We start from the raw sequence: 23,163 nt of genomic DNA, 5'->3' as shown, positions 1-23,163 counted from the left end.
TAAATTTATAGACAGGGCTTGTAGTTATTAGCCCTGTCTTGGTATATAAACACTATTCAAATGATTTAAACGGCCTCAGCCATAGTATCTTTGTTGTAGTAACGAAGATAATGAGCTTGATTTTTGCTACCGAGTACCTTCTTTTTATGATGTTTAGCGAGTAACTGCTCAAGCGCAAAAAAGCTATTTCGAATCGCGATAAATAAATTGGGGTCTTGCTTTTTGCTCACCAATTCCTTTCCAGGAATAGTGATATCAATGCAGACACTATAGAGCTTGTCTTTGTGCGTGTTGTTTTTTGCCAAATCAACGATCACTTTGCATTTGTTGATTTTCCTGTAGGCCCTTTTGAGTTTTTTTAAATGTCTATCAATGTGGTAGTTGATGGCTGGAGTTGACGTAATACCCCTTATTGTTGTTTGAACTGTTGACATAGTTTAAATCCTCTTAATTCTAATTTTTATTCAATGCAAAAAATACAAACAAAAATTAAGTTATTTTATTTCTAGTTTTTAAGTTCATTAATACTGCTGAATAAGTTAAAGCCCTCCCTAAAATTCATAGTAATTAGGAAATAAGGTCAAAGCTTTGATTTTCAAGAGTCTTTTTTTAGGATTTTGTACCAAGCCTACCTACCAAAGCTTTTAGCCAGTTACTAATGGTTGAAGTTATACAGTTTATCCCCATTTAGTGACCTGACACGCATTTAATAGTCAGGTGATAAAACTAAAGCTGAAACACATCCGGCAACAGCACACCTTTTTATTGTCAACCCTATCAATGAAGAGAAGTTTGCTAGCCTGTTTGCCCCCCCTTGACTTCAGAGCGAGTAGCAAGGCTTAGGGCGATGACTTAAGAATAATTCGACATCCATTTTTTAAATTGTAGACTTGAATTTTTTTCAATAATCCTTACATAGGAAATTAACCAAAAACATATTTTAAGGAGACAGCATGAACACATTAAGAAGAACTATGCCCATGTACCGCGATATGGGTCATTTATTGAATGATTTTTTTAATCTTCAAAAGCAGGATGATTCATCCTATATTGAAACAGGCACTTGGTCGCCTTTGGTGGACATTAAAGAAGAAAAGGACTGCTTTTTAGTGATTGCCGATGTTCCTGGGGTAAAAAAGGAAGACATTGATATTTCCCTAGAAAATCACGTCCTTACCCTTAAAGGTGAGCGCCAATTTGAAAAAACAGAGCAACATCAAGGTTATACAAGAAGAGAGCGAACCCAAGGGCAATTTTATCGTCGCTTTGGCCTCCCTCAGACTGCAGATGATGCAAAAATCACCGCACGCTACACTCATGGAGTTCTTGAAATCAGAATTCCTAAAAGAGAAGCCGCGACTGAGAAGAAAATTGAAATCAGCGTTGAAGAATAATGCACTAAGGCCTCATGATGAGGCCTTTTTATTAGTACACAATAATCACTGCATTTCTTTTTTAAATTTAAGACTTAACCAGTTGAGCAATCGCTTCTACCCAAGATTTGTGGGTATTTAAACAGAGAATTAGAATGAATTCCTTTCCTCCTAAAACATCCCAAAGAATGGAAAGATAGTCTATGGCATTAATCGGTAGAACATTTTAAAATAATTTATACAGCACTTGATGAACATTAAGAATGTACTTTACTTATCATTACAAACAACCAAACGAATATCGTTTTAGCCTTGATTCAATTCACTTAGCCAGATTTGTAGCTGGACAATTAGAGTCACATCACGATCTTAGCTCATTAAGAGTATTGGATCTTTGTGCGGGCTGCGGTGTGATTGGAATAGAACTATCGTGGCATCTTCAATCACTCAGGCATATTGCATTTGTTGAAATACAAGACATTTATACTGACTACTTTTATCAAAACATCACTAACGTTAATCGTCCTGAAATCCAATTTCATTGGCATCTATTGAATTACGATGAATTACAAGAAAAGAAATGGGAAGGCAAATTCGATTTGATTATCAGCAACCCGCCCTATTTTCTCCAAGGCCATGGGATGCTGTCACCTTCCGAATTTAAAAATCGCTGTAGATTTTATCTAGATAGCACTTTTTCAAATTACATCCGAGCGCTAGAAAATTCGCTTGCAAATAAGGGTAAAGCTTATTTTTTATTAAGGCCATTAACTCATCATGGTTTTGATTTATTTACTGATGTGCAAAAAATCTTGCATAATACCTCAGCAACAGTAAAAAAAACATCTCGTATTCGTGGTTCTGATGTTATTTTAATCGAAAAGTAAACGTGTCCAACTTTACCTATTCAAATGGATAATTGGGTGTATTAATACTCTTAAACCCATGTAAAAATAACCCGACATTATTACTCACTTTTTCTTGCAAGCATGCAGTGTTTTCATTAACATGATTAGAAAAATTAGAGTATATACAATAATTAATCATAACTAAGGGATGTAGATATGAAAGAAAAACGTATAAATCAATCTGAGTCTATTATCAATAAGCCGTCTGATATTCCAGAAGGACTGGTTGCTAAAAGAAAGGCAGAATTGCTTCGAACAAAGCAAGAAGAGTCTCTAACATTACAAAATTCCATTCATAATCAAGAGCATCAGCAAAATACTGGAGAACATGAGTCAGTTAATCCTCAATTGGTTCACCCCACTAGAGAGCGTTCCCAAATTAAGCATAGGCCACCTTCTTCGTTTCACTCCAGCAGTTCCCCAAAAACTTTATTTCCTATGTCCAAAGAGATAATCCATAAGGAACCTGCAACTTCAATCAATAGCGGTTTAATAAAAACAGAGGACGAACCGCCCTCTTCTCTATGGACTGATCTTATCAATGCTTTAACAAAAGCAGTTGACAACTACACGAAAGGTAAAAAGGAAGGAACTACTCCCAGCGAAGAGTATGGCTGGTTTAGTTGGTTACGCCATGGTGAGAAGGGGGGAAGTAAAGCCAATGAATTACGTGGAGAAGCACGCGACACAACTAACGTTGATGCTTTACTCACCGTACTCCATCTCTTTTTTTTAGACTCCAGCACCCGATTTAACAATCACTCTCTAGCTCCTTATGTCGTTGATGAACTTAATAACCTCTTAGTTAACTATGCACTTAAACCATTTTTACTCAAATTAGGCGCACAATACGATATCAATAGTTGGTTATATATTAAAAAGCAACTCAATCAACTGGAATTAAGCCAGGACAATCAAGAAAATCAAACTCTTCGTTCTCTTAGGTGATGGATTATTTTGAATTTACATGCAGCAGTAGGATGGATTGTTTGTTGGGTCAAAATGGCCCAACAAACCTAAATGAACCTTTGTTGTTTACATAAGAATCATCGTTGACATCGTGCTATTGTGTTTCTTTTGCATCACTTCAGCAAACTCACTAAAAGGTTTAAGGACATCTTCAGGAACTCCCCCTCCTTTTAGCATTTCATCAAGCTTTTGAATTCCAGGTATAACTTTCTTAAGCATTTCTGCGTCTATTTCTTGATCAAAATCCATGTCCCTACTCTTGAAAACAGCTATCAATAATTGAACAACTTTACAGGTGCATTCGCTAGAAAATCTCGTAAATTCAATTCTGTACCCTGCGACTCATTTGCAATGTATAATTAGGATGTTTCATACAAGCTCTTTGTTAATTCATTATGAACAACCTGTATTGATCTTAATGTGTTTTTTAGTTCCAAAATCTTGCTAAAAAATTCAATTTGTTCCTCTGCCGTGGCTGCGGGATTATACTTAGACTACTTATCTTCGATCGCTGAATAAACAACATGACTTAAATGATCGATAGGAGCCGCAAACTTCATTAACTCAAATTCTGGGAGAGGTTCACTTTGATGTTCTAGTCCTAACGCGGATAAACGTAAAGAAATAGCTTCAACTTTTCCTTCATGGAATAATATATAATTAAATAGTGTTTTATTTATTATAGTAGAGCAGCAAACCATCATCTGAGCGCATTCCATGCACATCGGCACTCTTGATTCCAATTCAATCATACCAAAGTCACCTAAATTTTTTTTTGGGCATTGTGTACATATAATGCAATCTCATGTTAACCTTGGTCTTTTTATGATACAGGTGAGATAATGTCTAAATTTCCTTATAAAACATCCCATGCATTACGTGAGTATTTTGAAAATCTACCTCTTAACAAATTAATGGAACTCAAACTATCATATGCGCCACACTTTGAACAGTTAGACAAAGAAAAAGCAATGATTGCTGACTCGATACAGAAAAAGAGCAACGAGCTCAGTAGAGTGGAGAATAGGATTACTATTCATGAACAAGCATTGGCAGAAGTTGAAACAGCACAGTCAATATATGAACAAAACCTGAGCAACATAAGAGATGAAAGAGCAGACATTGACCGGGTCATGGGGCTAAGGTCACTTGGTATTTCTCCAATTGATAGTTATAATAGCACAAAACTCCATCTATTACGGCTTCAGATAGAGATAAACTCTGAAATAGATAGACTCAATAGAAGACTATCTGAGTTACAGGATAAAACTTTGAAAGCTGTCTCCGAATTGAGCATACTAACTGATGTCATAGAAAAAAAGACTGCAGTACAAGAATCGAATGTATCGCCTAATTATGCATTCAACTAATGATTATTATCTTTAATTAACTATTACGCTTGCCCAAACATAGCAAGCGTAAACCCCACATCAGCATAGAGTGAGTTAGCATGTATAGAAACGAACTTTTCAATATACCTTGAGGTTCACACACTTATCCATAATAAGTTAAATTTGACAGACATAAAACATAACCCTTTTGTCTCTTTGAAGAGAGACTAATTCACTATATAATCTTCGTAGTACTGATTAATCAATGATTGGGCAAGGTCTTAACATACCTAAATTTAAAGGATGACTATGTATAAATCAGCTTTACTGATCTTACTTCTCACTAACAGTATAATTGCTCAAGCAGTCCTACCAAATGATCCAATACAGCGCTGCCTAGATGTTAGGCGTTTTGTAGACTTTACTTCCAGGCAAAAAATGGCTGCCAAAGAGCCTGGAATTATGCGTTTTAGATTCCATAAAGTTTCTCCATCTGAACTACCGCTCTATAAGGTCGTAGGTAATATGGAAGAAGTTATCATCGCTTTAAACAATCAACTTCATAATTGCAACAACTACCGAGGTGAGTATCAAACAATAATGATCGCTGGACATAGCTACAAGCGACAGGACTGGTGTCAAAAAGCCAATAGTAAAATGCTTAATCTTGCAAAAGCTGCTGGTGGTGATTTTCAAAAATACATCTCAAGCATTAAAAGTGAATTTAACTGGTATAAAAGTGACGGTTGGCCTGAAAATCATGCTGGATTCAAAAAAGGTGAATTTCAATTCACCGCCTATTACGCTCCAGCTGCTGTTGAGGCTAGCAGCAAACGTCAAGGAGAATTTTTATATCCTATTTATGGAAACCCAGGGGTTGTAAATGCCTCTGCGGAAATGAAAAAATATCATTTAAAATCACCCCCATGTGGAGTCGATCCACTCACTAAAATGATGCGTGGATTTTGTATGAAAAATCCAAACGGATCCTATTCGATTGTACCGGATAGAGAGGAAATAGAGCGAGGTGCTTTAGATCCAAAATTCATTATTGGCTATGTTAAAGACCCAAATGACCCCTCTTTTTTAATGCTTGAAGGCTCAGGTTCATTAAATATAGATGGCAAATTAGTTCATATCAATTACGATGGTTACAATGGAAGACCACGGACAATGTTAGGACGTATAGTTCAATGCGCACAAGACCCAACTTGTGGTGGCAACCTGGATACAATGGAAAAATGCGCTAAAGATCCTAAATGCCATGATGAAGAAAAATTACGTTGCAATGTATCCAAACAAATTAGACAAAGTGCTGCTTCAGAAAAGCAAATTCGTCAATATCTAGATAACCCACTTAACCGCGCTAAAGCCGAGGACTTGCGAAATCGTGATCAAAGCTATGTTTTTTTTGCCAAAGAAGATGGAGGCCCCTATGGATCGGAAAATATTACGTTGACCCCTCATGCTTCATGCGCAACGGATCATAAAGTAATTCCGGTTGGTATGAATATTCTCTATAACTGCAAAAAAACCACATCCTGGTGTGTCGCTCAAGATACTGGTGGGGCCATTATGGGAGCCCACGTCGATGTCTATAAAGGTGAAGGTGATCAAGCAGGTATAGAAGCAAATCAGCTGAATCATGCTGGTACTTTATATGTCGCACTGCCTAAACAAGATTAAACAATGAAGTAGAAAACCGCGACTTTTTAAACAATCTTTTAGTGTTTAGAAAATGGGGACAGAGACTTTGCACAAACGCTTATTTTTTCATCTAGTACGCTTGAGAGTATTTAGCTATACTGCCCTCATTTCAATATTATGCCTAATCGTTATGTTTTCAAAGCTCTCTATATCAAGCACTACAGTGAAGACTTTCTTTGAGCCATCCAAAACTTCTAAACTTGACCAAAATAAACCTTCTAGGAGTACAGATACGCTTCAAGCAATGCAAAAGATGCTAAATAGCCAGCGAATTCAATTCCTATTTAAGGATTATGGGGTGGACATCTTATTGCAAAAGGGAAATCTACGAGTCTCTAACTTACATGCAAATGGACTAATGCGCACTTGCGCTGTAGTTCATTTTTCTTCACCTATTCCTGAGTGGTTTAAATCTACTCATGATAAAATACACAAGGGTGCTACAATAGGCCAAACAATTAGGGATGATGGATTTGAATTGGTTAAAAAGGATGATTTTATTGGAACTACTGAATTGCCTAAGTTTGCAAGAGAAAAAATGCAAACCAGTGAAACAATTGCTGCCGTATACATGTATCAACTGATCGTAAAAAACCCCAAAACAGAGGAACTATTCGAGTATTGCACCATCACAGAAGCTTATAGCCCTGAGTATTTAACGGTTGGAGATTTGCAAAAATTAACTTCAGAAGGGACACTGAAATCAAATGCAGTATCAAAATCAGTGCAAGAACGTCTAGCTGATTTAATAAAGCTTGATGAACAGCTTTATTCTCCCTTAAGCGAGGTTCCCATTAGCAATTTGATTTAACTAGAGACTCAATGCCCCCTTCTGCACTGCTTTTGAATTGGATGTGTAGTGTTTATCTTGATGATCATCAATAAATTCAGACGCTTTTTCGGAAATTAATGGATAAAAAGGCCATCCACAAATGTCTAACAATCCTAGAGTGATTAAGAGTATTCCTGAGATAAATACGTAGGAAATCCGTTCCATAATATTCCCTTGGAACGTAACCTCCTAGAAAATGAATCGTATTCTATAATCGTAGCTCAATAATTACAGTGAATCCAACCATCAACCGTTTGATATATTATTTTGCTAATAGTAGCAGTTATGCCATAGTATGCTAATCACCAAAAAGAGTTGGAATAGTCATTCATCAGAATGAGGATGCATACGATGAATCGAGATAAATTAAATCAATTAATTGAAAGAGAAAAAGCTTCATTTATTAAAACCCACCCTGAATCTGCAAAGTTATTTCAACGGGCAAAGAAATCACTGTTTGGTGGTGTCCCTATGAATTGGATGGCTAAGTGGCCAGGAGGATTTCCCTTATTCATCACTGAGGCTAATGAATCCCATTTTATAGATGTTGATGGTCATCAATACATCGATCTTTGTTTAGGTGATACTGGCGCAATGACCGGTCATTCACCTAAAACTGTTGTGAGTGCATTAGCAAACAAGTTAGATATTGGATTTACAACGATGCTACCTAATGAGAATGCTATCTGGTTAGGAGAGGAGTTGCAAAAACGATTTGGTTTACCCTTTTGGCAATTTGCTTTAACTGCAACAGATGCCAATCGCTTTTCCATTAGGCTAGCTAGACTGACCACACAAAGACCCAAAATCTTATGCTTTAATTACTGTTACCACGGCAGTGTTGATGAAACATTCGCTGTATTAAAGGACGGGGTAGTCGTTTCAAGGCATGGCAATATAGGTCCAGCATTCAATCCAGCACTCACTACAAAAGTTGTCGAATTCAATGATATTGAAAACCTAGAGAGGGCACTTTCTCAACGTGATGTGGCCTGTGTAATTACTGAACCCGCATTAACTAATATTGGTATTGTTCATCCTGAGCCCGGGTTTCATAAATCCCTAAGGGAACTTACAAGAAAATACGGTACTTACTTAATTATTGATGAAACACATACCATTTGCTCCGGTCCAGGCGGATATACAAAAGCATACGATCTTGAACCTGATATTCTCACTCTAGGTAAACCAATTGGAAGTGGTATACCAGCTGCAGTCTATGGATTTAGTATGGAGTTTTCCAAAGCTTTAGAACATAAAATTCAAGTGTCTACCTGTGATACAGGAGGAATAGGAGGAACTCTTGCTGGAAATGCTCTATCACTTGTTGCAATGAAAGCCACTTTAGAGCATGTTTTGACGGAACAAGCATTTAGTACAATGATTCCGCTAGCTAGTTATTTCACAGAAGGTGTTTCGAGCATCATTCAAGAGTTTGATCTTCCTTGGCACGTAACTCAACTCGGCTGTAGAGCAGAATATATATTTCAGAAAAACCCAGCCAAAAATGGTGGAGAAGCAGCCATACACAGTGATTTTGCAATGGATCAACTCATGCATCTTTATGCACTCAATCGTGGAGTATTATTAACACCGTTTCATAATATGGCGTTAATGAGTCCCTCTACTACCACCGATGACATTGATAAACATACCCTAATTTTTAAACAAGCAGTTTTAGAATTACTCAACTAAATGTGCTGCTATTTGATCATCGAAGGGGACTTTTTTTGATTAAGTGACTATTTAACTCATTAATAAAATTGGAGAAGAGGATTGGATAGCTAGGATTAGCTAGATCCTCATTGACCTGAAACAATACAAATTCACTTGCAATCAACTTAACATAATATCTGATTTGCCTCTCATCCGATAAATAGATAAGTTTATCAGGTAGACTAATTACAATTTTAAAAATAAGATCCTGCAGCTGTTCATCGGTTAATCGTAATGGCGACTGAATTGAAGCGCTTTCATTGACATACTCATTACTGCAGAGGAGTTTGATCTCATCAATAATTGTATGGATTAACTCCATTTTATACGGGTGCATTGTTCGAATCTCCATCAAGCTTAATATGTGCATCGACCACTTCACTTAATGATACCTTTCTTGCACATCCGCTCTGAGTTATAAGTTCTATTAGTCTTGCTGGCGTCACGTAATCGGTAATTTCTGTTTCTGGTAAAAAAGATCTTACTACAACTTGATCAGTATTTAGTTCATTTTGAAAGAAATGATTTAATTGATTGAATACAGTATTTAAAGTTAAGCATACAAATTCAGAACATAACATTTCGGTTTGTTGCCCCGGATTATCTGCATTATATAATTTTTGTGCTCTTAACTCTTCGTTTCTTCGTGTGGTGCTTGCAAAAAAGGTATTTCTTCCAAACAAATGTCCCACAATCCCAGATTTTAGTTGCTGGTAACTCTTCGGTTGTATCGCCCTGATATGTGCATATTGTACGAGTGCGTCAGCATACACGTTTTGTTGAACTTCTCTAAACTTTGTTTGAACAAAGGATTGCCACTGAGAACCATATTTCTCACTTAATAGTTCTTTCATGGAATCAGTGATCATAGCCATAAGATCCACTTCAAATACATCGTTGCGCAGTATTGAGTCAACGTTGACAGAATCATTAAATGGACCAGACATTAGAATATGAACTTCCCTTAATTCTTTACTCCCAAAATTAGTTAAAACAGAGGCGTGCATGCCTCCTGCAATCTGTTTAATTGTATTTCCAAACATAGTGTTTAATAGAGGCTCTTGATTTCCCATCGGATTTCTTGGAAAAGTCTTGATAGCGACATACAATAATGGCTCATTTTTTTTAGCCATTTCACGACGACAATCCTCCTCAAGCCTGAATTGGTAACTGCTTAAACTGTATGCATATCTATAGGTGCTTAAAACAAACTGTTCAGCAGGAGAGTAATTGATGGTTGTAGAATGCCTTAATGCTGCATCTATCATGTCATCAATATTCCCCAGATAGTCATTCGCTTTAGCTGCATCACTCACATGTGAATAATCACTTAAGCTCAACCTAAGAGTTCCAGGAGATTGCTTACTTGCTCTAATTTTATCATGAATACCCTCCCATTCCTGATGATGACGCGAATGATAGGTATACTTCTTAAGTTGAATTAACTGCTGCCGCAAACACTCTGCTAACTCCTTATGTGCGAAGTCCTTTTTATTCAGCATTAATTCTTTTGTTAAATCCAACTCAGCTCCTATAAATAATGACTGAGCAAGATTACTCACCAGTTCATTGAGCTCAAGATTGCCGCTAGCATCCTGAATAAAACGAGATACAATTTTACTTCTACGTTTCTCCATAAATGCAGGGTCTATCTGAAGCTTTTGTTTGAACCTAGAAGGTAATTCATATTCTGTTAGCAGAAGAACAGCTGCAAACTGGAGGTTTGTTAAGCCACAAGGTAGTTTTTCAGAAGCATACTCTTCATCATAGAGAAGCCTGTCATCGAGAAGCATGCTTTGCAATACTTCATATATGGGATTAGGCATTAGCTTACACCGCTGATAATACATTTTAAAAGTCAATTATTACTCTAAATGTAGTATATTTTTGCGATCTAGGTTGTGTAGACTATGGTAATGCTGTGCTTAAATGAGCGATTCCTTCAATGCATTTAGACTGAACACATTTTGAAAGTTGACCTTTCCATTGCCTTGCTCCAGGCATCCCATGGACAATATTAAATAATGGTTTGGCTAAAAGGCTTAAAGACATCCCCTTTAGGTATTCAGCTTTTAAATGTTCAAAATAATGTCTAAAAAGCTCTTCTCGACTCATGATAGGGACACTTGGATATAAAAACTGGTGCAGAGTCGTAAGAGAGTATGGATTATCACAAGCCAAGCGCCCCACCATAACTCCATCAACATATTGCATATGTGTTTTAACGTCTTCAACGGTTAGGATATTTCCGTTAATGACTATTGGGACATGTGGGATTTCAGCTTTTAATTGATACACATAATCGTAATTTACAGGTGGAATGGTGCGGTTTTGTTTTGGATTTAAGCCATTAAGCCAAGCTTTTCTTGAATGTACGATGAGTTTATCACAACCAGCTTCTATTAAAGTGAGCGCAAACGCTCTGAAATGTTCATAACTGTCGTCATTATCAATCCCAATTCTTGTTTTTGCAGTCACAGGGATATGGGCTCGACGTTTCATTTCTCGAATGCATTCCGCTACTTTTAAAGGCTCCTTCATTAAGCAGGCTCCAAACTGACCTGCTTGGACTTTATCACTTGGACAACCAAGATTTAAATTGATTTCATCATACCCCGCTTGTGCTGCTATTTCTGCACAATCCGCTAGAGAACTTTTATCTGAGCCGCCCAATTGAATAGCAATCGGATGTTCAATGGGTAAATAATACAAAGCGCGAGCAGGGTTATTTTTTATTGCTCCTACAGTTTGCATTTCTGTATACAGTAAAGCTTTAGGGGCTAAATAGCGCATAAAGGTACGAAATGGGCTATTAGTCCAATCAATCATTGGAGCAATAGCAAGTTTTGAAAGCAAAATAGAGTTCACGATAAATTGTATTTTAAAAATTACATTATAACTTACTGACTGAGATTTACACAAAAATAATTGTTTATTCTGTGACCATGATGGAGTCTTTGGATGTATTCTAACTTATCTAGGTGACACTATTCAAAGCCTGCACAAGCAACTGTAGTTTGCTTCGTCCTTGATAATAGTTGATATCCAGTTTATAAGCCACATGCACATGCTTTATACGATGGTTTGGCCAAAGATTTACATCAACATTAAATGCAATGGCATCTATGGTCTCTTGCCCTTGCTCCGGAATGAGAGTTAGTTTTAAGTGATGTTTGCCTACCAGTCGCTGATCAATAATTTCAAACACATTATCAAACACTGGTTCAGCAAAAGATTGCCCCCACGGCCCAGCTTCCTGAATGAGTTTAGCCGTTTCTATAGTGAACTCTTGTAAATGTAGCGGACCATCAGTGAGAATTTCCCCTTCACATTGAGAAACATCTAAATATTTTTGCACTTCGTTAAGTAAAGCTTCTCTAAACTCACCCAAAACCTCTGGCCTAATACTTAAGCCTGCTGCCATGGCATGGCCACCGAACTTGGTAATTAAGCCTGGCTTGTCCTTATCAATAGCAGCAAGAACATCTCTAATGTTTAATCCTGAAACGGATCTTGCAGAACCTTTAAGTTCTTCATCGCTCACAGAAGCAAATGCAATCACAGGACGATGAAATCGTTCTTTCATTCGCCCAGCTAAAATACCAATTACTCCCTGATGCCAAGTTTTGTCATGCAAGCATAAAGCAACCGGTAACTTTTTATTTTCAGCAATGACGGATAACTTCTCTAAAGCCTCCATCGCTTGTTGCTTCATCTCTGTTTCTATTGATTTACGTTCTTGGTTTAACTCATCCAGCTGCTGACAAAAATCTCTTGCCTGTTGGGGATTGGAGGTGATCAAGCACTCAATTCCGAGAGACATATCGTCTAATCGTCCTGCAGCGTTTAAGCGCGGAGCTATAGCAAAGCCAAGATCAGTTTCTCGTAAGCGCGTCAAGTCTCTTCCAGAAATTTCTGCTAAAGCTCTTATTCCTTCTCTACACAAGCCCTGCTTGATTCGCTGCATACCTTGATTCACCATAATACGATTATTCTGATCGAGGCCAACAACATCAGCGACAGTTCCTAAAGCAACCAAATCTAGAAAACTAGCCATATTCGGTTCAGCAATATTCATTTCCTCAAACCAGTTACTTGAAGCAAGTTGTCTTCTCAAAGCCAGCATGACATAGAAAATAACTCCGACTCCTGCAATTGACTTACTGGGAAACTCACAACCAGGCTGATTGGGATTGACAATAGCACATGCCCGAGGTAAAGATTCAGCTGGAAGATGATGATCTGTTATCAGAACATCGATACCTAATTGGTTAGCTCTTTCTACTCCCTCAAAGCTTGCAATCCCATTGTCGACAGTAATAATTAAATCGGGTTTCCACTTGCTAGCAACATCAACTATCGCTGGGGTAAGCCCATACCCAAATTCAAAGCGGTTTGGAACCAAATATTCGACATGTTTTGCTCCTAGCGCTCTTAAAGCAGTTATTCCTAAAGCAGTAGAAGTAGCACCATCTGCATCGAAATCGCCTATGATCAAAATACGCTGATGCGAACGCAAGGCTTGCTCAAGACGTAAACTAGCTTCTGAAATCCCTTTTAAAAGATTGAAAGGCAACAGTGCCTTGAGTTGTTTGTCCAACTGAGATGCTTCGGTAATACCACGCGCTATAAATATACGATTTAATACATCGGGCAAGCCTTGCAGATTTACTATTGAGTCTGGTAGTTGCCGTCGTTTAATAAGCATGGGTCCAAGATCTCCATAGACGTGAGAACCAATTGGAACTTTTATTCTTATAAGCCGAATTGTTCCAATACCATGAAATGGGCATTTTACTTAGTTCATCTTTATGTGTTTGAGTTATTCGATCGATTTGAGTTAAAAGTAGAACTCTAAATTTATCCAATGAAACAGATGGATCATACAACGAAACGTTCTTCGATACTGCTCTTGCAAGAGAAAATAATTCTGCATCTGCACAAATGGGTAAATTCAATTTTGCATTCAGTTTGCCATTCCCCCAAAACCAAACGCCATTTATTAGTGTCTTATTCACCGTAGACGCAAAAAACATTTGGCACTCAGTAAAAAACTTTTGCCAGTACATTGTCGTATCAAGCTTAGACAGTTCGGGCATCATTGACTGATGGAGCATTTGATACAAAGGTTTAGAATATAAGGGGGGCTTATTGTTGACGTTTAATAACCAAGTTACTGGATTATGAAAATAGAGGGTATTGCTTTCTTCAGCTAAAAAATCTGAATACCATTGGAACAATTGCTGAAACTCCTCTTCACTGCATGGCAAACCATCTTCAGCAGAAACTATCAATGCATCATTATGAGAAGCCTCCCAATATATAGGGCTTAATAGTATCCAATCACCCTGTAAATCATGGATAGATCGATAAACATCGGCCAGTGGTGGTTGATCCATGTTATACCCACAGCTGGCAAGTAGATTTAGTTCCACCTTTTGATAGGAAGGAATAGTCTCAACCTGTTCGGGAATCGTGGCTAAACTTTGATTAATAATAACATCCATTGTTAACCTGCCTTTAATAGACCATCCTTTCTAAATAAGGCTTTTAAACTTCTTAAGGCTTGTCTGATTCTGTCTTTATTTTCAATTAATCCAAAGCGCACATAAGCATCACCTTGGGCACCAAATCCTATTCCTGGTGAAACCGCTACTAGCGCCTCCTTTAATAAATATTTACTAAACTCCAAGGAACCCATGGATTTATAGTGCAAGGGAATTGGAGCCCATACAAACATAGTTCCCTTTGGCCTGGTCACTTCCCATCCTATCTCATTTAATCCATCACACAACAAATTCCTTCGTCTTTCGTAACGATCCCGAATTTCTATTACACAATCATCAGATCCTTCTAAAGCGGCTATAGCAGCTACCTGAATAGGAGTGAATGTTCCATAATCTAAATAGGATTTAATTCTGGCTAATGCAGCAACCAGCTCCTCATTTCCACACGCAAAACCAACCCTCCAACCCGGCATATTATAAGACTTAGACATGGAATAAGTTTCAATTGCAATGTCGATTGCTCCAGGAACTTGTAATATCGAAGGTGCTTTATATCCATCAAATACGATATCGGCATACGCTAAATCATGAATGATCCACAGGTTATTTTTTTTTGCCAAAGCAACGACACGTTCAAAAAACCCATAATCAACACAATGAGTACTTGGGTTTGCTGGAAAGTTAATGACTAGCGCTTTAGGTTTTGGCCAAGTTCTGTTGATAGCGTCTTCTACTGCTAATAAAAACTGCTCTTCATCGATTAGAGGAATTTGTTTTACATTGGCACCAGCTATTATAAATCCATAAGTATGAATGGGGTATGCAGGATCTGGTACTAAAATGGTATCTCCAGGACCTGATATTGCCAATGCTAAGTGGGCTAAGCCTTCCTTAGAACCTATTGTAGCAAGTACCTGGGTTTCTGTATTTAACTCAATATTATAATGTCGTTGATACCATCTTGCCATTGCACGACGCAATCTAGGTATTCCCTTGGACATGGAGTATCGATGGGTGTCAGGTCTTTGAGCAACTTCAACCAATTTATCTACAATATGCTTAGGTGTCGGTTGATCAGGATTTCCCATGCCAAAATCAATAATATCCTCGCCTCGCGCTCGTGCCTCTGTCTTAAGTTGATTAATCGTATTAAAAACATAAGGGGGTAAGCGTTTAATGCGGGGAAATTGACTCATAATTCGAACCTCTATGGTATAATACAACTCACTATAACTTAAAGATACATTGAATACCATGCAAATCAGTCTAGAATCTGCTGATAGACACGCTGTGCAAGCATACACTAACAATAAAATTCAGATCAATTCCATTGTTTATGAGAACAGTCTCATCGTTTCAAGCGAATCTATAATTACTGATATCAATATCCAAGATATACTGGATATCAATGACGAATTTATTGATTTGCTGTTGAGATCTAAACCCGAAATTATTGTCATTGGTCATACCAATACGGGTAAATTATTGCCAATTCAATACCTAAGCAAGCTATCTCAGTTACGGATTGGTGTTGAGTGCATGTCTTTAGGTTCAGCGTGTAGAACTTATAATGTATTACTCAGTGAGAAGCGTTCGGTTGTAGCTGGGTTTGTTATATAGAGTTTTATATGGGCAGCTTATCCACTCCCTTACGGTCGCGGCTCGGTTTGTTCAGTGCTAAATCCAAGCCTTGACCGTAAGGGAGCGAAAAAATAACACTTCTTACAACTGCCTCCTAGCCTCCAATACATTAGGAATTTGCTCGAGCTTATTCAATAAACGTGACAAACTGTTTAAACCATCAATTTCAACTGTAAGTGAAATATACGCCATATTATCGTGTTTATCACTTTGGGTTTGCAAAGCAAAAACATGGGCTTTTTCGTTCGATAACAAAGATGTGACGTCTTTTAATAATTCAGAGCGATCAAACGCTTTAATTAACACATCAACGATGTAATTCTCTCTAGTTGTGCTACCCCAATTCACCTGAATAAAACGTCTTTTTTGCTTTTCAGTGGAGTGGATAATGTTGGGGCAATCCTTACGATGAACTGAAACGCCTCTGCCTATTGTGATGTATCCAACAATATCATCCCCAGGAACTGGTTGGCAGCATCGAGCGATAAAGGTTAATAGATTCCCTACCCCTTCAATACGCAAATCACTCCCAGTGACCTCTGGTTTATGTTGCTGTCTAATTAATTTTTGGATGTTTTGTTCAGCAACATCAGGAGGAGCAATCTTATTGATGATTTGCCCTATCTTAATGTCACCTCGCCCTAAATTTGCGTACAAATCCTCAAGTTTCTTAAAGTTAAAGGCTGTGCATACTTCGATAAGCTTATCCGTTTTAACGCCCAATGACTTTAATTCCTTCTCAAGAATTTCTTTTCCTTCTTGAACATTGTTTTCATAATCTTGCATTTTAAACCAATGCAAAACCTTTGCCTTAGCTCTTGCTGTTTTTAAGTAATTCAGATGCGGGTTAATCCAGTCCCTAGAAGGTTTGACCTCTTTACCTGTCAGAATTTCAACTTGATCACCAGTCTTCAATTGGTAGGTTAGAGGTACGATATGACGATTTACCTTGCTTCCACGACAACGATGCCCTAACTGACTATGGACATGATAAGCAAAATCCAATGGTGTTACTCCATGCGGTAAGTCAAGCACATCTCCATCAGGAGTGAAAACGTAAACTCTGTCTTCAAGAAATTCGGTGGTTAATTCCTCTGAAACTCCTTTATTGGTAGCCATCTCTTGGTGCCATGCCAATACATCACGCAGCCATTCAATTTTTCGCTCATGGCTTTCTTTTTGCTGCAATCCACCTTCTTTGTATTTCCAATGTGCAGCAACACCCATTTCAGCCAAATCATGCATATGGAATGTTCTAATTTGTACCTCAAATACACGACCTTCTGGTCCAACAACAGCCGTATGTAAAGATTGATAACCATTGGGTTTGGGATTAATGATGTAATCATCAAACTCTGCCGGAATTTGTTGCCAAAGTGTATGCACCATGCCTAGTACTTCATAACATTGCACATCAGTATCAACAAGAACACGGACAGCTGTTGCATCGTATATTTCATCCAATGACACGTTTTTTCTTGTCATTTTTTTATAAATACTATGGATATGTTTGGATCTACCGTAAACCGCAAAATGCTGAGCACCGCTTTCTTTAATAAGGTGTTCAAGTTGCTCAACAATCATGTTAACAAATTGGTCTCTTTCAAGACGCTTTGCTTTTAGACCCTTTGCTATGGATTTATATTCATCAGGATGTAAATAGCGGAACGCTAAATCCTCCATTTCCCATTTCATTGCCCCAATACCTAAACGATTTGCTAAAGGAGCGTAGATGTCCATGACTTCCTTTGCCAACTGCTTTTGCACTTTTTCGGATAAATGACCCGCGGTTCTGAGGATGCATAAACGCTCTGCTAGTTTAATCAGAACGACTCTCACATCATCGACCATGGCTAGGAGCATTTTACGAATATTATCAACTTGATTTTTATTTTGGGGATATTTATTGAGCGCTTTTAAGTTATTCATTGCACTCATTCTTTCTATGCCCTTAACCAACTTAGCAATGTTGTGGCCTAGTTGCTCCTCAACATCGTCTATAGATAGATCCGCATAGTGAACATTTTCAAAAATAATAGCAGCTGCAAGGGTTTCTTGATCAACTTCTAAATCTGCTAAAAGATCTGCCATAGACAATCCTTGTTGCAAACAAGTTTGTCCTGTCTCAGTGGCATGATCTTGACCCGCTAGCTGACTCAAGGTACATGCATTACGAATGAGATCAAGGTTATTTAAATATCCTTTACTACTTAATTGATGCAACCACATCTCAACGTCGATACTACCATCCGAAGTCAACGGAGTAGTATCTTTTACTCGTACCATAACAATTATCCTTTTTGAAACAAGGCAATTGACTCTACATGAGCCGTGTGAGGAAACATGTCCATGACACCTGCAGAAATCAACTGATACCCTTTTTGATGAACCAAGACGTCTGTGTCCCTTGCTAAAGTAATTGGATTACATGATACATATACTATACGTTCTGGATTAATGGAATCCATTTGATGAACAATTTCTAAAGCACCTGATCTCGGGGGATCCAGTAAAACCTTATCGTACGTTTTTTTCATGACACCTCTGACTTCATTAGGGTCATCAAGATTCGCTGCGTAAAAATCAACATTGTGTATTTGGTTAGCACTTGCATTCATATAAGCGCGCTCAACCATTGTTTTACTTCCTTCTACACCCACCACCATGGAGCAATTTTTCGCCAATGGGAGTGAAAAATTACCAAGCCCACAAAATAAGTCTAGCACGTTATCAGAGTGTTTTAGCTCCATTAGCTCTAAGGCTTGCTTAACCATTTTACGATTAAGCTCTGAGTTCACTTGTGTAAAATCATTAGGGTGAAATTGAAAGGATATTCCATACTCTGGCAATTGATAAGTTAGGTAATCTCCTTGTTGCAAAGGATAAATGCAATACACAGAGTCTGGACCTGATGGTTGCAAAAAAATTCTGTAATTCCGAGACTCTCCAAATTGACATAAGAGTAATTCATCGTTCTTACTTAATGAGGACAAGTTTCGAAATATAAGGGCTACATCATCATCACCTGCAGCCAGTTCAATTTGAGCTATACAATGCCTATCCTCCATAGCATTGATAAGGGCTCTTAAGTACGGTATATCCTTATCTACTTTGCTATTTAATATAGGACATTGATTAATATCAGTGATATATCGAGGATTATTTCGCTCTCTGAAGCCTACCATCGCTACTTGTTTCTTTTCTACATACCTTGTGCTTAACCTTGCTTTATTTCGGTAATTCCATGGGCTACACGTTAATGCAGGGAGCACAGATAACGGTTGGGTATGCCCATAGCGATTGAGTAAATCCATCAAATGATGTTCTTTAAATCGGATTTGTTCCTTTTCATCTAAATGTTGTAGCGAACACCCCCCACAAAGTTGAAAGTGAGGACATTTTGGTTCAACCCTAAGTGTTGAGGGTTTAGTGATAGACAGCAATTTTCCTTCATCAAAATCTTTCTTAACTCGAAGATATTGAAACTCAACAATTTCTCCAGGCAATGCTCCTTGAATAAAGGTAGCTTTACCATCAACTCGAGCTACTCCTTTACCATCATGGCTTAAATTGACAATTTCTCCAGTCTGGGGATCTCGATTAATCTTTACCTTCTCTCTTCTCATAAATTACACTCAAAAATATTATTTAGTGCATACTCATGTTAAATTCTAATGATTCATTATAATTTAATAGTACGAGTGATCACTTAATGAACCAATTACACGTAGGGATACAGGGTGTGAAAGAATATCACAGTTCTCTTTCTTTTGTCATGAAATGCAACCTTTATTGAGTCATTTATGAGACCGAACGGCATCATTTTTGTTGTTTCTTGTGCGATGTTTATGGAAGCAATGGATACAACCATCATCAATACCGCTATACCAGTGATGGCTCAAAGTTTTAATGTAAATCCTATTGATCTTAAACTCGCATTAATTAGCTATTTACTCAGTTTGGCGGTCTTTATACCGATTAGTGGTTGGATAGCGGACAAATACGGTATAAAGAAGGTATTCATTGGAGCGCTTATCCTATTCACTCTAAGTTCTATATGGTGCGGTTTAACTCAGAGTTTATGGGAGCTCATCTTCGCAAGAGTCATTCAAGGTCTAGGGGGCTCATTATCAATGCCCATTGGAAGAATGATCATTTTAAAGACCAGCGAACGACATGAGATAATCTCAAAAATGAGTGTCGTGGTGATGGTCGCTTCATTAGGCTTACTCTTAGGACCACTACTAGGTGGAATTATAACAGTTCACTTTTCCTGGCGTTGGATATTCTGGGTCAATATCCCAGTTGGAATTTTAACTGTATTATTAGCCCTGAAAACGCTTCCCGATATACAACCCAATCATGTGCCACCTCTTGATAAATCAGGATTTGTGCTGTTTGGTACAGGCTTAGCCTCCTTAACCCTGGGTTTATCCATGTTTAGTGAGTCTAGAGCAGGACTAACCGAATCAATCATCATTCTTATCTTTTCAGCCTTGCTTTTATTCGCTTATGCAAAACACTCCCAAAACAGAGCAAACCCAATTGTTAAAATCAATTTACTCAAAACAAGAACATTTAGAATCTCAGTACTCGGTAACCTATTAGCACGTTTAAGTTTTGGAGGAGCCCCTTTCTTATTGCCATTATTCTTCCAAATAATTCTTGGCTATTCACCGCGATTATCCGGGTTACTACTTGCCCCTATGGCAATTGGTGTCTTTTTAGTTAAACCAATGTCTTTTAAGATATTACAATTACTAGGGCACAAAACCCTATTGATTTGGAATACTTGCATTGTTGGGATTTGCTTATGGTCGTTTTCAACAATCAACTCCACCACTTCAATTTATGAAATCAGTGTATTGACATTTATTTATGGTTTTTTTATCGCTTTACAATACACTGGAATGAACTCTTTAGCCTATGCCAGGATAGATGATCCTGACATTAGTGCAGCAACTAGCATCATGACAACAACTCAACAATTATCTCAAAGCTTTGGTGTTGCTATAGCGGCTTTATTAGTTACTGTTTTTACGTATTCAAACCCTACCCACTCATCACTTACCTTAACTTTATTTCATAATACATTTATCGCTTTAGCCTGTTTAACTGTCTTTTCTGGCGCAATTTTTACTGGACTAAAGAAGGATGACGGCAGGGAATTATTTAGAAATTCTTCTAAAATTTAAGCTCAAAAAAACAATTGACATGCAGGATAATTCAGTACAAAGTTCCCAAGCGCATGGATTTAAGCAAGATATAGAAATTATATTTTCAAATCTAGCCATTATGAATTCGATATTGACAATAAGGAAATGTATGAACAGAAGTATGAAGTTGATCATGAGCTCTCTAATCCTGTGTGCAAGTTCAAGCCACGCTCAGATCATTGTAACTTTAGCAAACAACAATTCTTGCGAAAACATCACTGGTGATTGGTCAGGTCAAGGTAGCGCATATAACTGGCTTCTTGGCACATGTAAATACCATGGAAAAGGAACTATTAGTGCATTAGATGGTCAGGGGAACTTCACATTGCTCATCAATGCAGACAAGGATTCAGGCACTGTAATATGCCCTGAGCATCATACTGAGACTCTAAAAGGTACTTGCAATAATAGTGTTGTAACAATCAAAACGGATTATGGAAATATTACCGGTAATTTTACCAACGAATCCGGAAATGCTAAGGGAACATTAACTGTTTCTCCGGGTATGGACGCCGATATTTTGGTGCAGTTTAAAAAAAATTGAGTAATCCAGGAATCTTTTTCACCTAAACCATACTCTCCTGCAAATATCCTATTGATTTTAGAGTGTCTTTTGCAGGGGGGAGTTTTTTAGCTTAAAGTTAAAGTCATACTTTTTCCAAGAGACAAGCTTCTCTACTTCAGCTAAAGTTTATTGCTCAGTATAAGGACGATTTTTTAATGAAGGACGTTAACTACAATGAAATTTAAATCAATTCTGACTCTGTTTTTATCTGTGTTTTCTTTGTATGCCTCAGCTCAAGACAACTTATCAAAAGCAAGCCCCATCAAACGAGTACTGTATATCACACTTGATGGAATTCGCTGGCAAGATGTTTTAAATCAAAAACAAAACATGCCCATTTTTTGGAATAAATACGCCTCTGAAGCCAAAATATATGGTGGCTTACAACAAACTGAACACACAATGGAAGTTGCCTCAACGCCTATCAGTTTACCATCCTACCAAAGCCAGATGTCTGGTAAAGTAACTGATTGCCAAAATAACGACTGCGGCCCAGTGCAAATAGAGACTTTCCCTGAATATCTGGTTAATTCGCTTCATTTTCATCCTGCGGATGTAGTCACTATTTCTTGCTGGGATAAAATGGCTAATGGGGTTGAAATGAATAAAGGAACGATTACTTCGAGCAGTGGTATTGAACCTATGAGAGATCCTTATACATCTTTACCTGACATTACCATGCAAATCATCAATAAGCTACAATCGATAAATTATGATCGCCCAGATGAGCGTCTTGACAAATACAGCTATGCTCATGCATTGCACTATCTTAAAAAATACAAACCTAAATTTATGTACCTATCACTCGGCGAAGCAGATGACTTCGCTCATGCCGGAAATCGTCCTGCTTACTTAAAAATGATAGGCTACTACGACAAACTATTAGACGCTCTATTTTCCACGCTTAAAGAGTTGTCAATCTATGATGAGACCTTGATCATTGTCTCGACTGATCATGGTAGAGGTTCCGGTGATGAATGGACTGAACATGGAGACCAATACTTAGGTTCTAAACAAACCTGGGCTTTTGTTTTAAATGGTGAATTAGTACCTGCCAGTGTTGAAAATGGGGTAAACCATTACAGTACATTATCCATTAGACCGACTGTTGAGAAGGTGTTTAACACTAAAAATGGTTAAATATTTTCCGCTCCCTCACGGTTGCGGTTCGGTTAAAGTTCTGAATAAACCGCGACCGTGAGGGCTGAGGAATCGACTTATTTTTTAAAAAGAGGCATTTATACCCAAGGCCGGATGCTTCGCCGAATGGCGCTGCTTTAAGCGGTGTCATTAGATTCTTCTATTTGGCCCTCATCGGTCCGCTTGCTGACGCGCGCGGCTCGGTTTCTTCTTTGTTGTCTGAATCAAATCCTAATCACAGCAGGGAGTGAACCGAGC

Annotated in this window: 23 protein-coding genes and 1 pseudogene; 12 read left to right on the top strand and 12 right to left on the bottom strand. The window is 37.9% G+C overall.

Translation table 11 applies throughout. The annotated features are described in order from the left end of the window. Positions 1-65: 65 nt before the first annotated feature. The gene (locus tag Lwal_RS09505; protein ID WP_058480564.1) at positions 66-434 is read right to left on the bottom strand and encodes an HPF/RaiA family ribosome-associated protein; all 369 of its coding nucleotides are present in this window, start codon (positions 432-434) and stop codon (positions 66-68) included. A 294-nt stretch (positions 435-728) separates the two neighbouring features. Here Lwal_RS09505 and Lwal_RS17390 point away from each other — a divergent pair. The 4 genes and pseudogenes from Lwal_RS17390 to Lwal_RS09490 form a co-directional block, all read left to right on the top strand. Beyond that, a pseudogene (locus tag Lwal_RS17390) lies at positions 729-856 on the top strand (protease HtpX); the annotation flags it as partial. A 97-nt stretch (positions 857-953) separates the two neighbouring features. After that, on the top strand, positions 954-1,394 hold the full coding sequence (locus Lwal_RS09500) for an Hsp20/alpha crystallin family protein (RefSeq protein ID WP_058480563.1): 441 nt from the start codon (positions 954-956) through the stop codon (positions 1,392-1,394). Between the two features lie 242 nt (positions 1,395-1,636). Then, entirely contained in the window at positions 1,637-2,260 is a 624-nt protein-coding gene (locus tag Lwal_RS09495) for a methyltransferase (RefSeq protein WP_058480562.1), read from the top strand. A gap of 177 nt (positions 2,261-2,437) precedes the next feature. After that, positions 2,438-3,229: a hypothetical protein gene (locus tag Lwal_RS09490; RefSeq protein WP_058480561.1), complete on the top strand. Its 792-nt coding sequence runs from the start codon at positions 2,438-2,440 to the stop codon at positions 3,227-3,229. 87 nt (positions 3,230-3,316) lie between these two features. On the opposite strand, the gene Lwal_RS09485 is transcribed toward Lwal_RS09490, so the two are convergent. Together Lwal_RS09485 and Lwal_RS09480 are read right to left on the bottom strand one after the other, a co-directional pair. Then, a complete protein-coding gene (locus Lwal_RS09485) occupies positions 3,317-3,499 on the bottom strand; it encodes a hypothetical protein (RefSeq protein WP_058480560.1) in 183 nt (60 codons plus the stop codon). Between the two features lie 245 nt (positions 3,500-3,744). Beyond that, positions 3,745-4,002 (bottom strand): hypothetical protein, encoded by a 258-nt coding sequence (locus Lwal_RS09480; protein WP_058480559.1) that lies wholly within the window; start codon positions 4,000-4,002, stop codon positions 3,745-3,747. Positions 4,003-4,092: 90 nt separating this feature from the next. Here Lwal_RS09480 and Lwal_RS09475 point away from each other — a divergent pair, with 90 nt between their 5' ends. From Lwal_RS09475 to Lwal_RS09465, 3 genes are all read left to right on the top strand, one after another. Continuing rightward, on the top strand, positions 4,093-4,620 hold the full coding sequence (locus Lwal_RS09475; RefSeq protein ID WP_058480558.1) for a hypothetical protein: 528 nt from the start codon (positions 4,093-4,095) through the stop codon (positions 4,618-4,620). Positions 4,621-4,890: 270 nt separating this feature from the next. Next, positions 4,891-6,267, top strand: a complete 1,377-nt coding sequence (locus Lwal_RS09470; RefSeq protein WP_058480557.1) for an MltA domain-containing protein — start codon at positions 4,891-4,893, stop codon at positions 6,265-6,267. A gap of 319 nt (positions 6,268-6,586) precedes the next feature. After that, a complete protein-coding gene (locus tag Lwal_RS09465; protein WP_133141225.1) occupies positions 6,587-7,099 on the top strand; it encodes a hypothetical protein in 513 nt (170 codons plus the stop codon). On the opposite strand, the gene Lwal_RS09460 is transcribed toward Lwal_RS09465, so the two are convergent. Further along, positions 7,100-7,285 (bottom strand): hypothetical protein, encoded by a 186-nt coding sequence (locus Lwal_RS09460; protein WP_058480555.1) that lies wholly within the window; start codon positions 7,283-7,285, stop codon positions 7,100-7,102. 186 nt (positions 7,286-7,471) lie between these two features. On the opposite strand from Lwal_RS09460, the gene Lwal_RS09455 reads away from it, so the two are divergent. Then, positions 7,472-8,815, top strand: a complete 1,344-nt coding sequence (locus Lwal_RS09455) for an aspartate aminotransferase family protein (RefSeq protein ID WP_193787227.1) — start codon at positions 7,472-7,474, stop codon at positions 8,813-8,815. Positions 8,816-8,831: 16 nt separating this feature from the next. Here the strand turns inward: Lwal_RS09455 and Lwal_RS09450 are convergent, their stop codons facing one another. From Lwal_RS09450 to alaC, 6 genes are all read right to left on the bottom strand, one after another. Further along, entirely contained in the window at positions 8,832-9,173 is a 342-nt protein-coding gene (locus Lwal_RS09450; protein ID WP_133141224.1) for a hypothetical protein, read from the bottom strand. Beyond that, the gene (locus Lwal_RS09445; RefSeq protein ID WP_058480552.1) at positions 9,160-10,662 is read right to left on the bottom strand and encodes a hypothetical protein; all 1,503 of its coding nucleotides are present in this window, start codon (positions 10,660-10,662) and stop codon (positions 9,160-9,162) included. Before Lwal_RS09445 ends, Lwal_RS09450 begins: the two co-directional genes overlap by 14 nt. 82 nt (positions 10,663-10,744) lie before the next feature. Next, a complete protein-coding gene (gene dusA / locus Lwal_RS09440; protein ID WP_083500078.1) occupies positions 10,745-11,707 on the bottom strand; it encodes a tRNA dihydrouridine(20/20a) synthase DusA in 963 nt (320 codons plus the stop codon). 106 nt (positions 11,708-11,813) lie between these two features. Continuing rightward, on the bottom strand, positions 11,814-13,544 hold the full coding sequence (gene recJ / locus Lwal_RS09435) for a single-stranded-DNA-specific exonuclease RecJ (protein ID WP_058480550.1): 1,731 nt from the start codon (positions 13,542-13,544) through the stop codon (positions 11,814-11,816). Continuing rightward, positions 13,534-14,343, bottom strand: a complete 810-nt coding sequence (locus Lwal_RS09430) for a hypothetical protein (protein WP_058480549.1) — start codon at positions 14,341-14,343, stop codon at positions 13,534-13,536. Before Lwal_RS09430 ends, recJ begins: the two co-directional genes overlap by 11 nt. A 2-nt stretch (positions 14,344-14,345) precedes the next feature. Further along, positions 14,346-15,539 carry an alanine transaminase gene (gene alaC / locus Lwal_RS09425; RefSeq protein ID WP_058480548.1) on the bottom strand — a complete coding sequence of 398 codons (1,194 nt, stop codon included), beginning with the start codon at positions 15,537-15,539 and terminating at the stop codon, positions 14,346-14,348. Between the two features lie 58 nt (positions 15,540-15,597). Here alaC and Lwal_RS09420 point away from each other — a divergent pair, with 58 nt between their 5' ends. Next, complete coding sequence (locus Lwal_RS09420) at positions 15,598-15,963, top strand: Mth938-like domain-containing protein (RefSeq protein ID WP_058480547.1); 366 nt, start codon at positions 15,598-15,600, stop codon at positions 15,961-15,963. Positions 15,964-16,065: 102 nt separating this feature from the next. On the opposite strand, the gene relA is transcribed toward Lwal_RS09420, so the two are convergent. Both relA and rlmD read right to left on the bottom strand, forming a co-directional pair. Further along, positions 16,066-18,270 (bottom strand): GTP diphosphokinase, encoded by a 2,205-nt coding sequence (gene relA, locus Lwal_RS09415; RefSeq protein WP_058480546.1) that lies wholly within the window; start codon positions 18,268-18,270, stop codon positions 16,066-16,068. Positions 18,271-18,275: 5 nt separating this feature from the next. Then, positions 18,276-19,610: a 23S rRNA (uracil(1939)-C(5))-methyltransferase RlmD gene (rlmD, locus tag Lwal_RS09410; RefSeq protein WP_058480545.1), complete on the bottom strand. Its 1,335-nt coding sequence runs from the start codon at positions 19,608-19,610 to the stop codon at positions 18,276-18,278. A gap of 177 nt (positions 19,611-19,787) precedes the next feature. On the opposite strand from rlmD, the gene Lwal_RS09405 reads away from it, so the two are divergent. The 3 genes from Lwal_RS09405 (at position 19,788) to Lwal_RS09395 (ending at position 22,905) form a co-directional block, all read left to right on the top strand. Then, positions 19,788-21,179 carry a DHA2 family efflux MFS transporter permease subunit gene (locus Lwal_RS09405; RefSeq protein ID WP_058480544.1) on the top strand — a complete coding sequence of 464 codons (1,392 nt, stop codon included), beginning with the start codon at positions 19,788-19,790 and terminating at the stop codon, positions 21,177-21,179. Positions 21,180-21,309: 130 nt separating this feature from the next. After that, positions 21,310-21,744, top strand: coding sequence for a hypothetical protein (locus Lwal_RS09400; protein WP_133141223.1), 435 nt, complete (start codon positions 21,310-21,312; stop codon positions 21,742-21,744). Between the two features lie 195 nt (positions 21,745-21,939). Further along, on the top strand, positions 21,940-22,905 hold the full coding sequence (locus Lwal_RS09395) for an alkaline phosphatase family protein (protein ID WP_058480543.1): 966 nt from the start codon (positions 21,940-21,942) through the stop codon (positions 22,903-22,905). Positions 22,906-23,163 lie beyond the last annotated feature (258 nt).

The organism is Legionella waltersii, assembly GCF_001468085.1.
Lineage (GTDB): Bacteria > Pseudomonadota > Gammaproteobacteria > Legionellales > Legionellaceae > Legionella > Legionella waltersii.
The sequence above is the reverse complement of the archived record's forward strand: the minus strand, read 5'-3'. Positions and strand labels throughout refer to the sequence as shown.

What these genes read in the sequence shown, in the direction of transcription:
- Lwal_RS09505 (WP_058480564.1), bottom strand. Translation starts at nt 434, where the DNA reads ATGTCAACAGTTCAAACAACAATAAGGGGTATTACGTCAACTCCAGCC.
- Lwal_RS09500 (WP_058480563.1), top strand. Translation starts at nt 954, where the DNA reads ATGAACACATTAAGAAGAACTATGCCCATGTACCGCGATATGGGTCAT.
- Lwal_RS09495 (WP_058480562.1), top strand. Translation starts at nt 1,637, where the DNA reads ATGTACTTTACTTATCATTACAAACAACCAAACGAATATCGTTTTAGC.
- Lwal_RS09490 (WP_058480561.1), top strand. Translation starts at nt 2,438, where the DNA reads ATGAAAGAAAAACGTATAAATCAATCTGAGTCTATTATCAATAAGCCG.
- Lwal_RS09485 (WP_058480560.1), bottom strand. Translation starts at nt 3,499, where the DNA reads ATGGATTTTGATCAAGAAATAGACGCAGAAATGCTTAAGAAAGTTATA.
- Lwal_RS09480 (WP_058480559.1), bottom strand. Translation starts at nt 4,002, where the DNA reads ATGATTGAATTGGAATCAAGAGTGCCGATGTGCATGGAATGCGCTCAG.
- Lwal_RS09475 (WP_058480558.1), top strand. Translation starts at nt 4,093, where the DNA reads ATGTCTAAATTTCCTTATAAAACATCCCATGCATTACGTGAGTATTTT.
- Lwal_RS09470 (WP_058480557.1), top strand. Translation starts at nt 4,891, where the DNA reads ATGTATAAATCAGCTTTACTGATCTTACTTCTCACTAACAGTATAATT.
- Lwal_RS09460 (WP_058480555.1), bottom strand. Translation starts at nt 7,285, where the DNA reads ATGGAACGGATTTCCTACGTATTTATCTCAGGAATACTCTTAATCACT.
- Lwal_RS09455 (WP_193787227.1), top strand. Translation starts at nt 7,472, where the DNA reads ATGAATCGAGATAAATTAAATCAATTAATTGAAAGAGAAAAAGCTTCA.
- Lwal_RS09450 (WP_133141224.1), bottom strand. Translation starts at nt 9,173, where the DNA reads ATGCACCCGTATAAAATGGAGTTAATCCATACAATTATTGATGAGATC.
- Lwal_RS09445 (WP_058480552.1), bottom strand. Translation starts at nt 10,662, where the DNA reads ATGCCTAATCCCATATATGAAGTATTGCAAAGCATGCTTCTCGATGAC.
- recJ (WP_058480550.1), bottom strand. Translation starts at nt 13,544, where the DNA reads ATGCTTATTAAACGACGGCAACTACCAGACTCAATAGTAAATCTGCAA.
- Lwal_RS09430 (WP_058480549.1), bottom strand. Translation starts at nt 14,343, where the DNA reads ATGGATGTTATTATTAATCAAAGTTTAGCCACGATTCCCGAACAGGTT.
- alaC (WP_058480548.1), bottom strand. Translation starts at nt 15,539, where the DNA reads ATGAGTCAATTTCCCCGCATTAAACGCTTACCCCCTTATGTTTTTAAT.
- Lwal_RS09420 (WP_058480547.1), top strand. Translation starts at nt 15,598, where the DNA reads ATGCAAATCAGTCTAGAATCTGCTGATAGACACGCTGTGCAAGCATAC.
- relA (WP_058480546.1), bottom strand. Translation starts at nt 18,270, where the DNA reads ATGGTACGAGTAAAAGATACTACTCCGTTGACTTCGGATGGTAGTATC.
- rlmD (WP_058480545.1), bottom strand. Translation starts at nt 19,610, where the DNA reads ATGAGAAGAGAGAAGGTAAAGATTAATCGAGATCCCCAGACTGGAGAA.
- Lwal_RS09405 (WP_058480544.1), top strand. Translation starts at nt 19,788, where the DNA reads ATGAGACCGAACGGCATCATTTTTGTTGTTTCTTGTGCGATGTTTATG.
- Lwal_RS09400 (WP_133141223.1), top strand. Translation starts at nt 21,310, where the DNA reads ATGAACAGAAGTATGAAGTTGATCATGAGCTCTCTAATCCTGTGTGCA.
- Lwal_RS09395 (WP_058480543.1), top strand. Translation starts at nt 21,940, where the DNA reads ATGAAATTTAAATCAATTCTGACTCTGTTTTTATCTGTGTTTTCTTTG.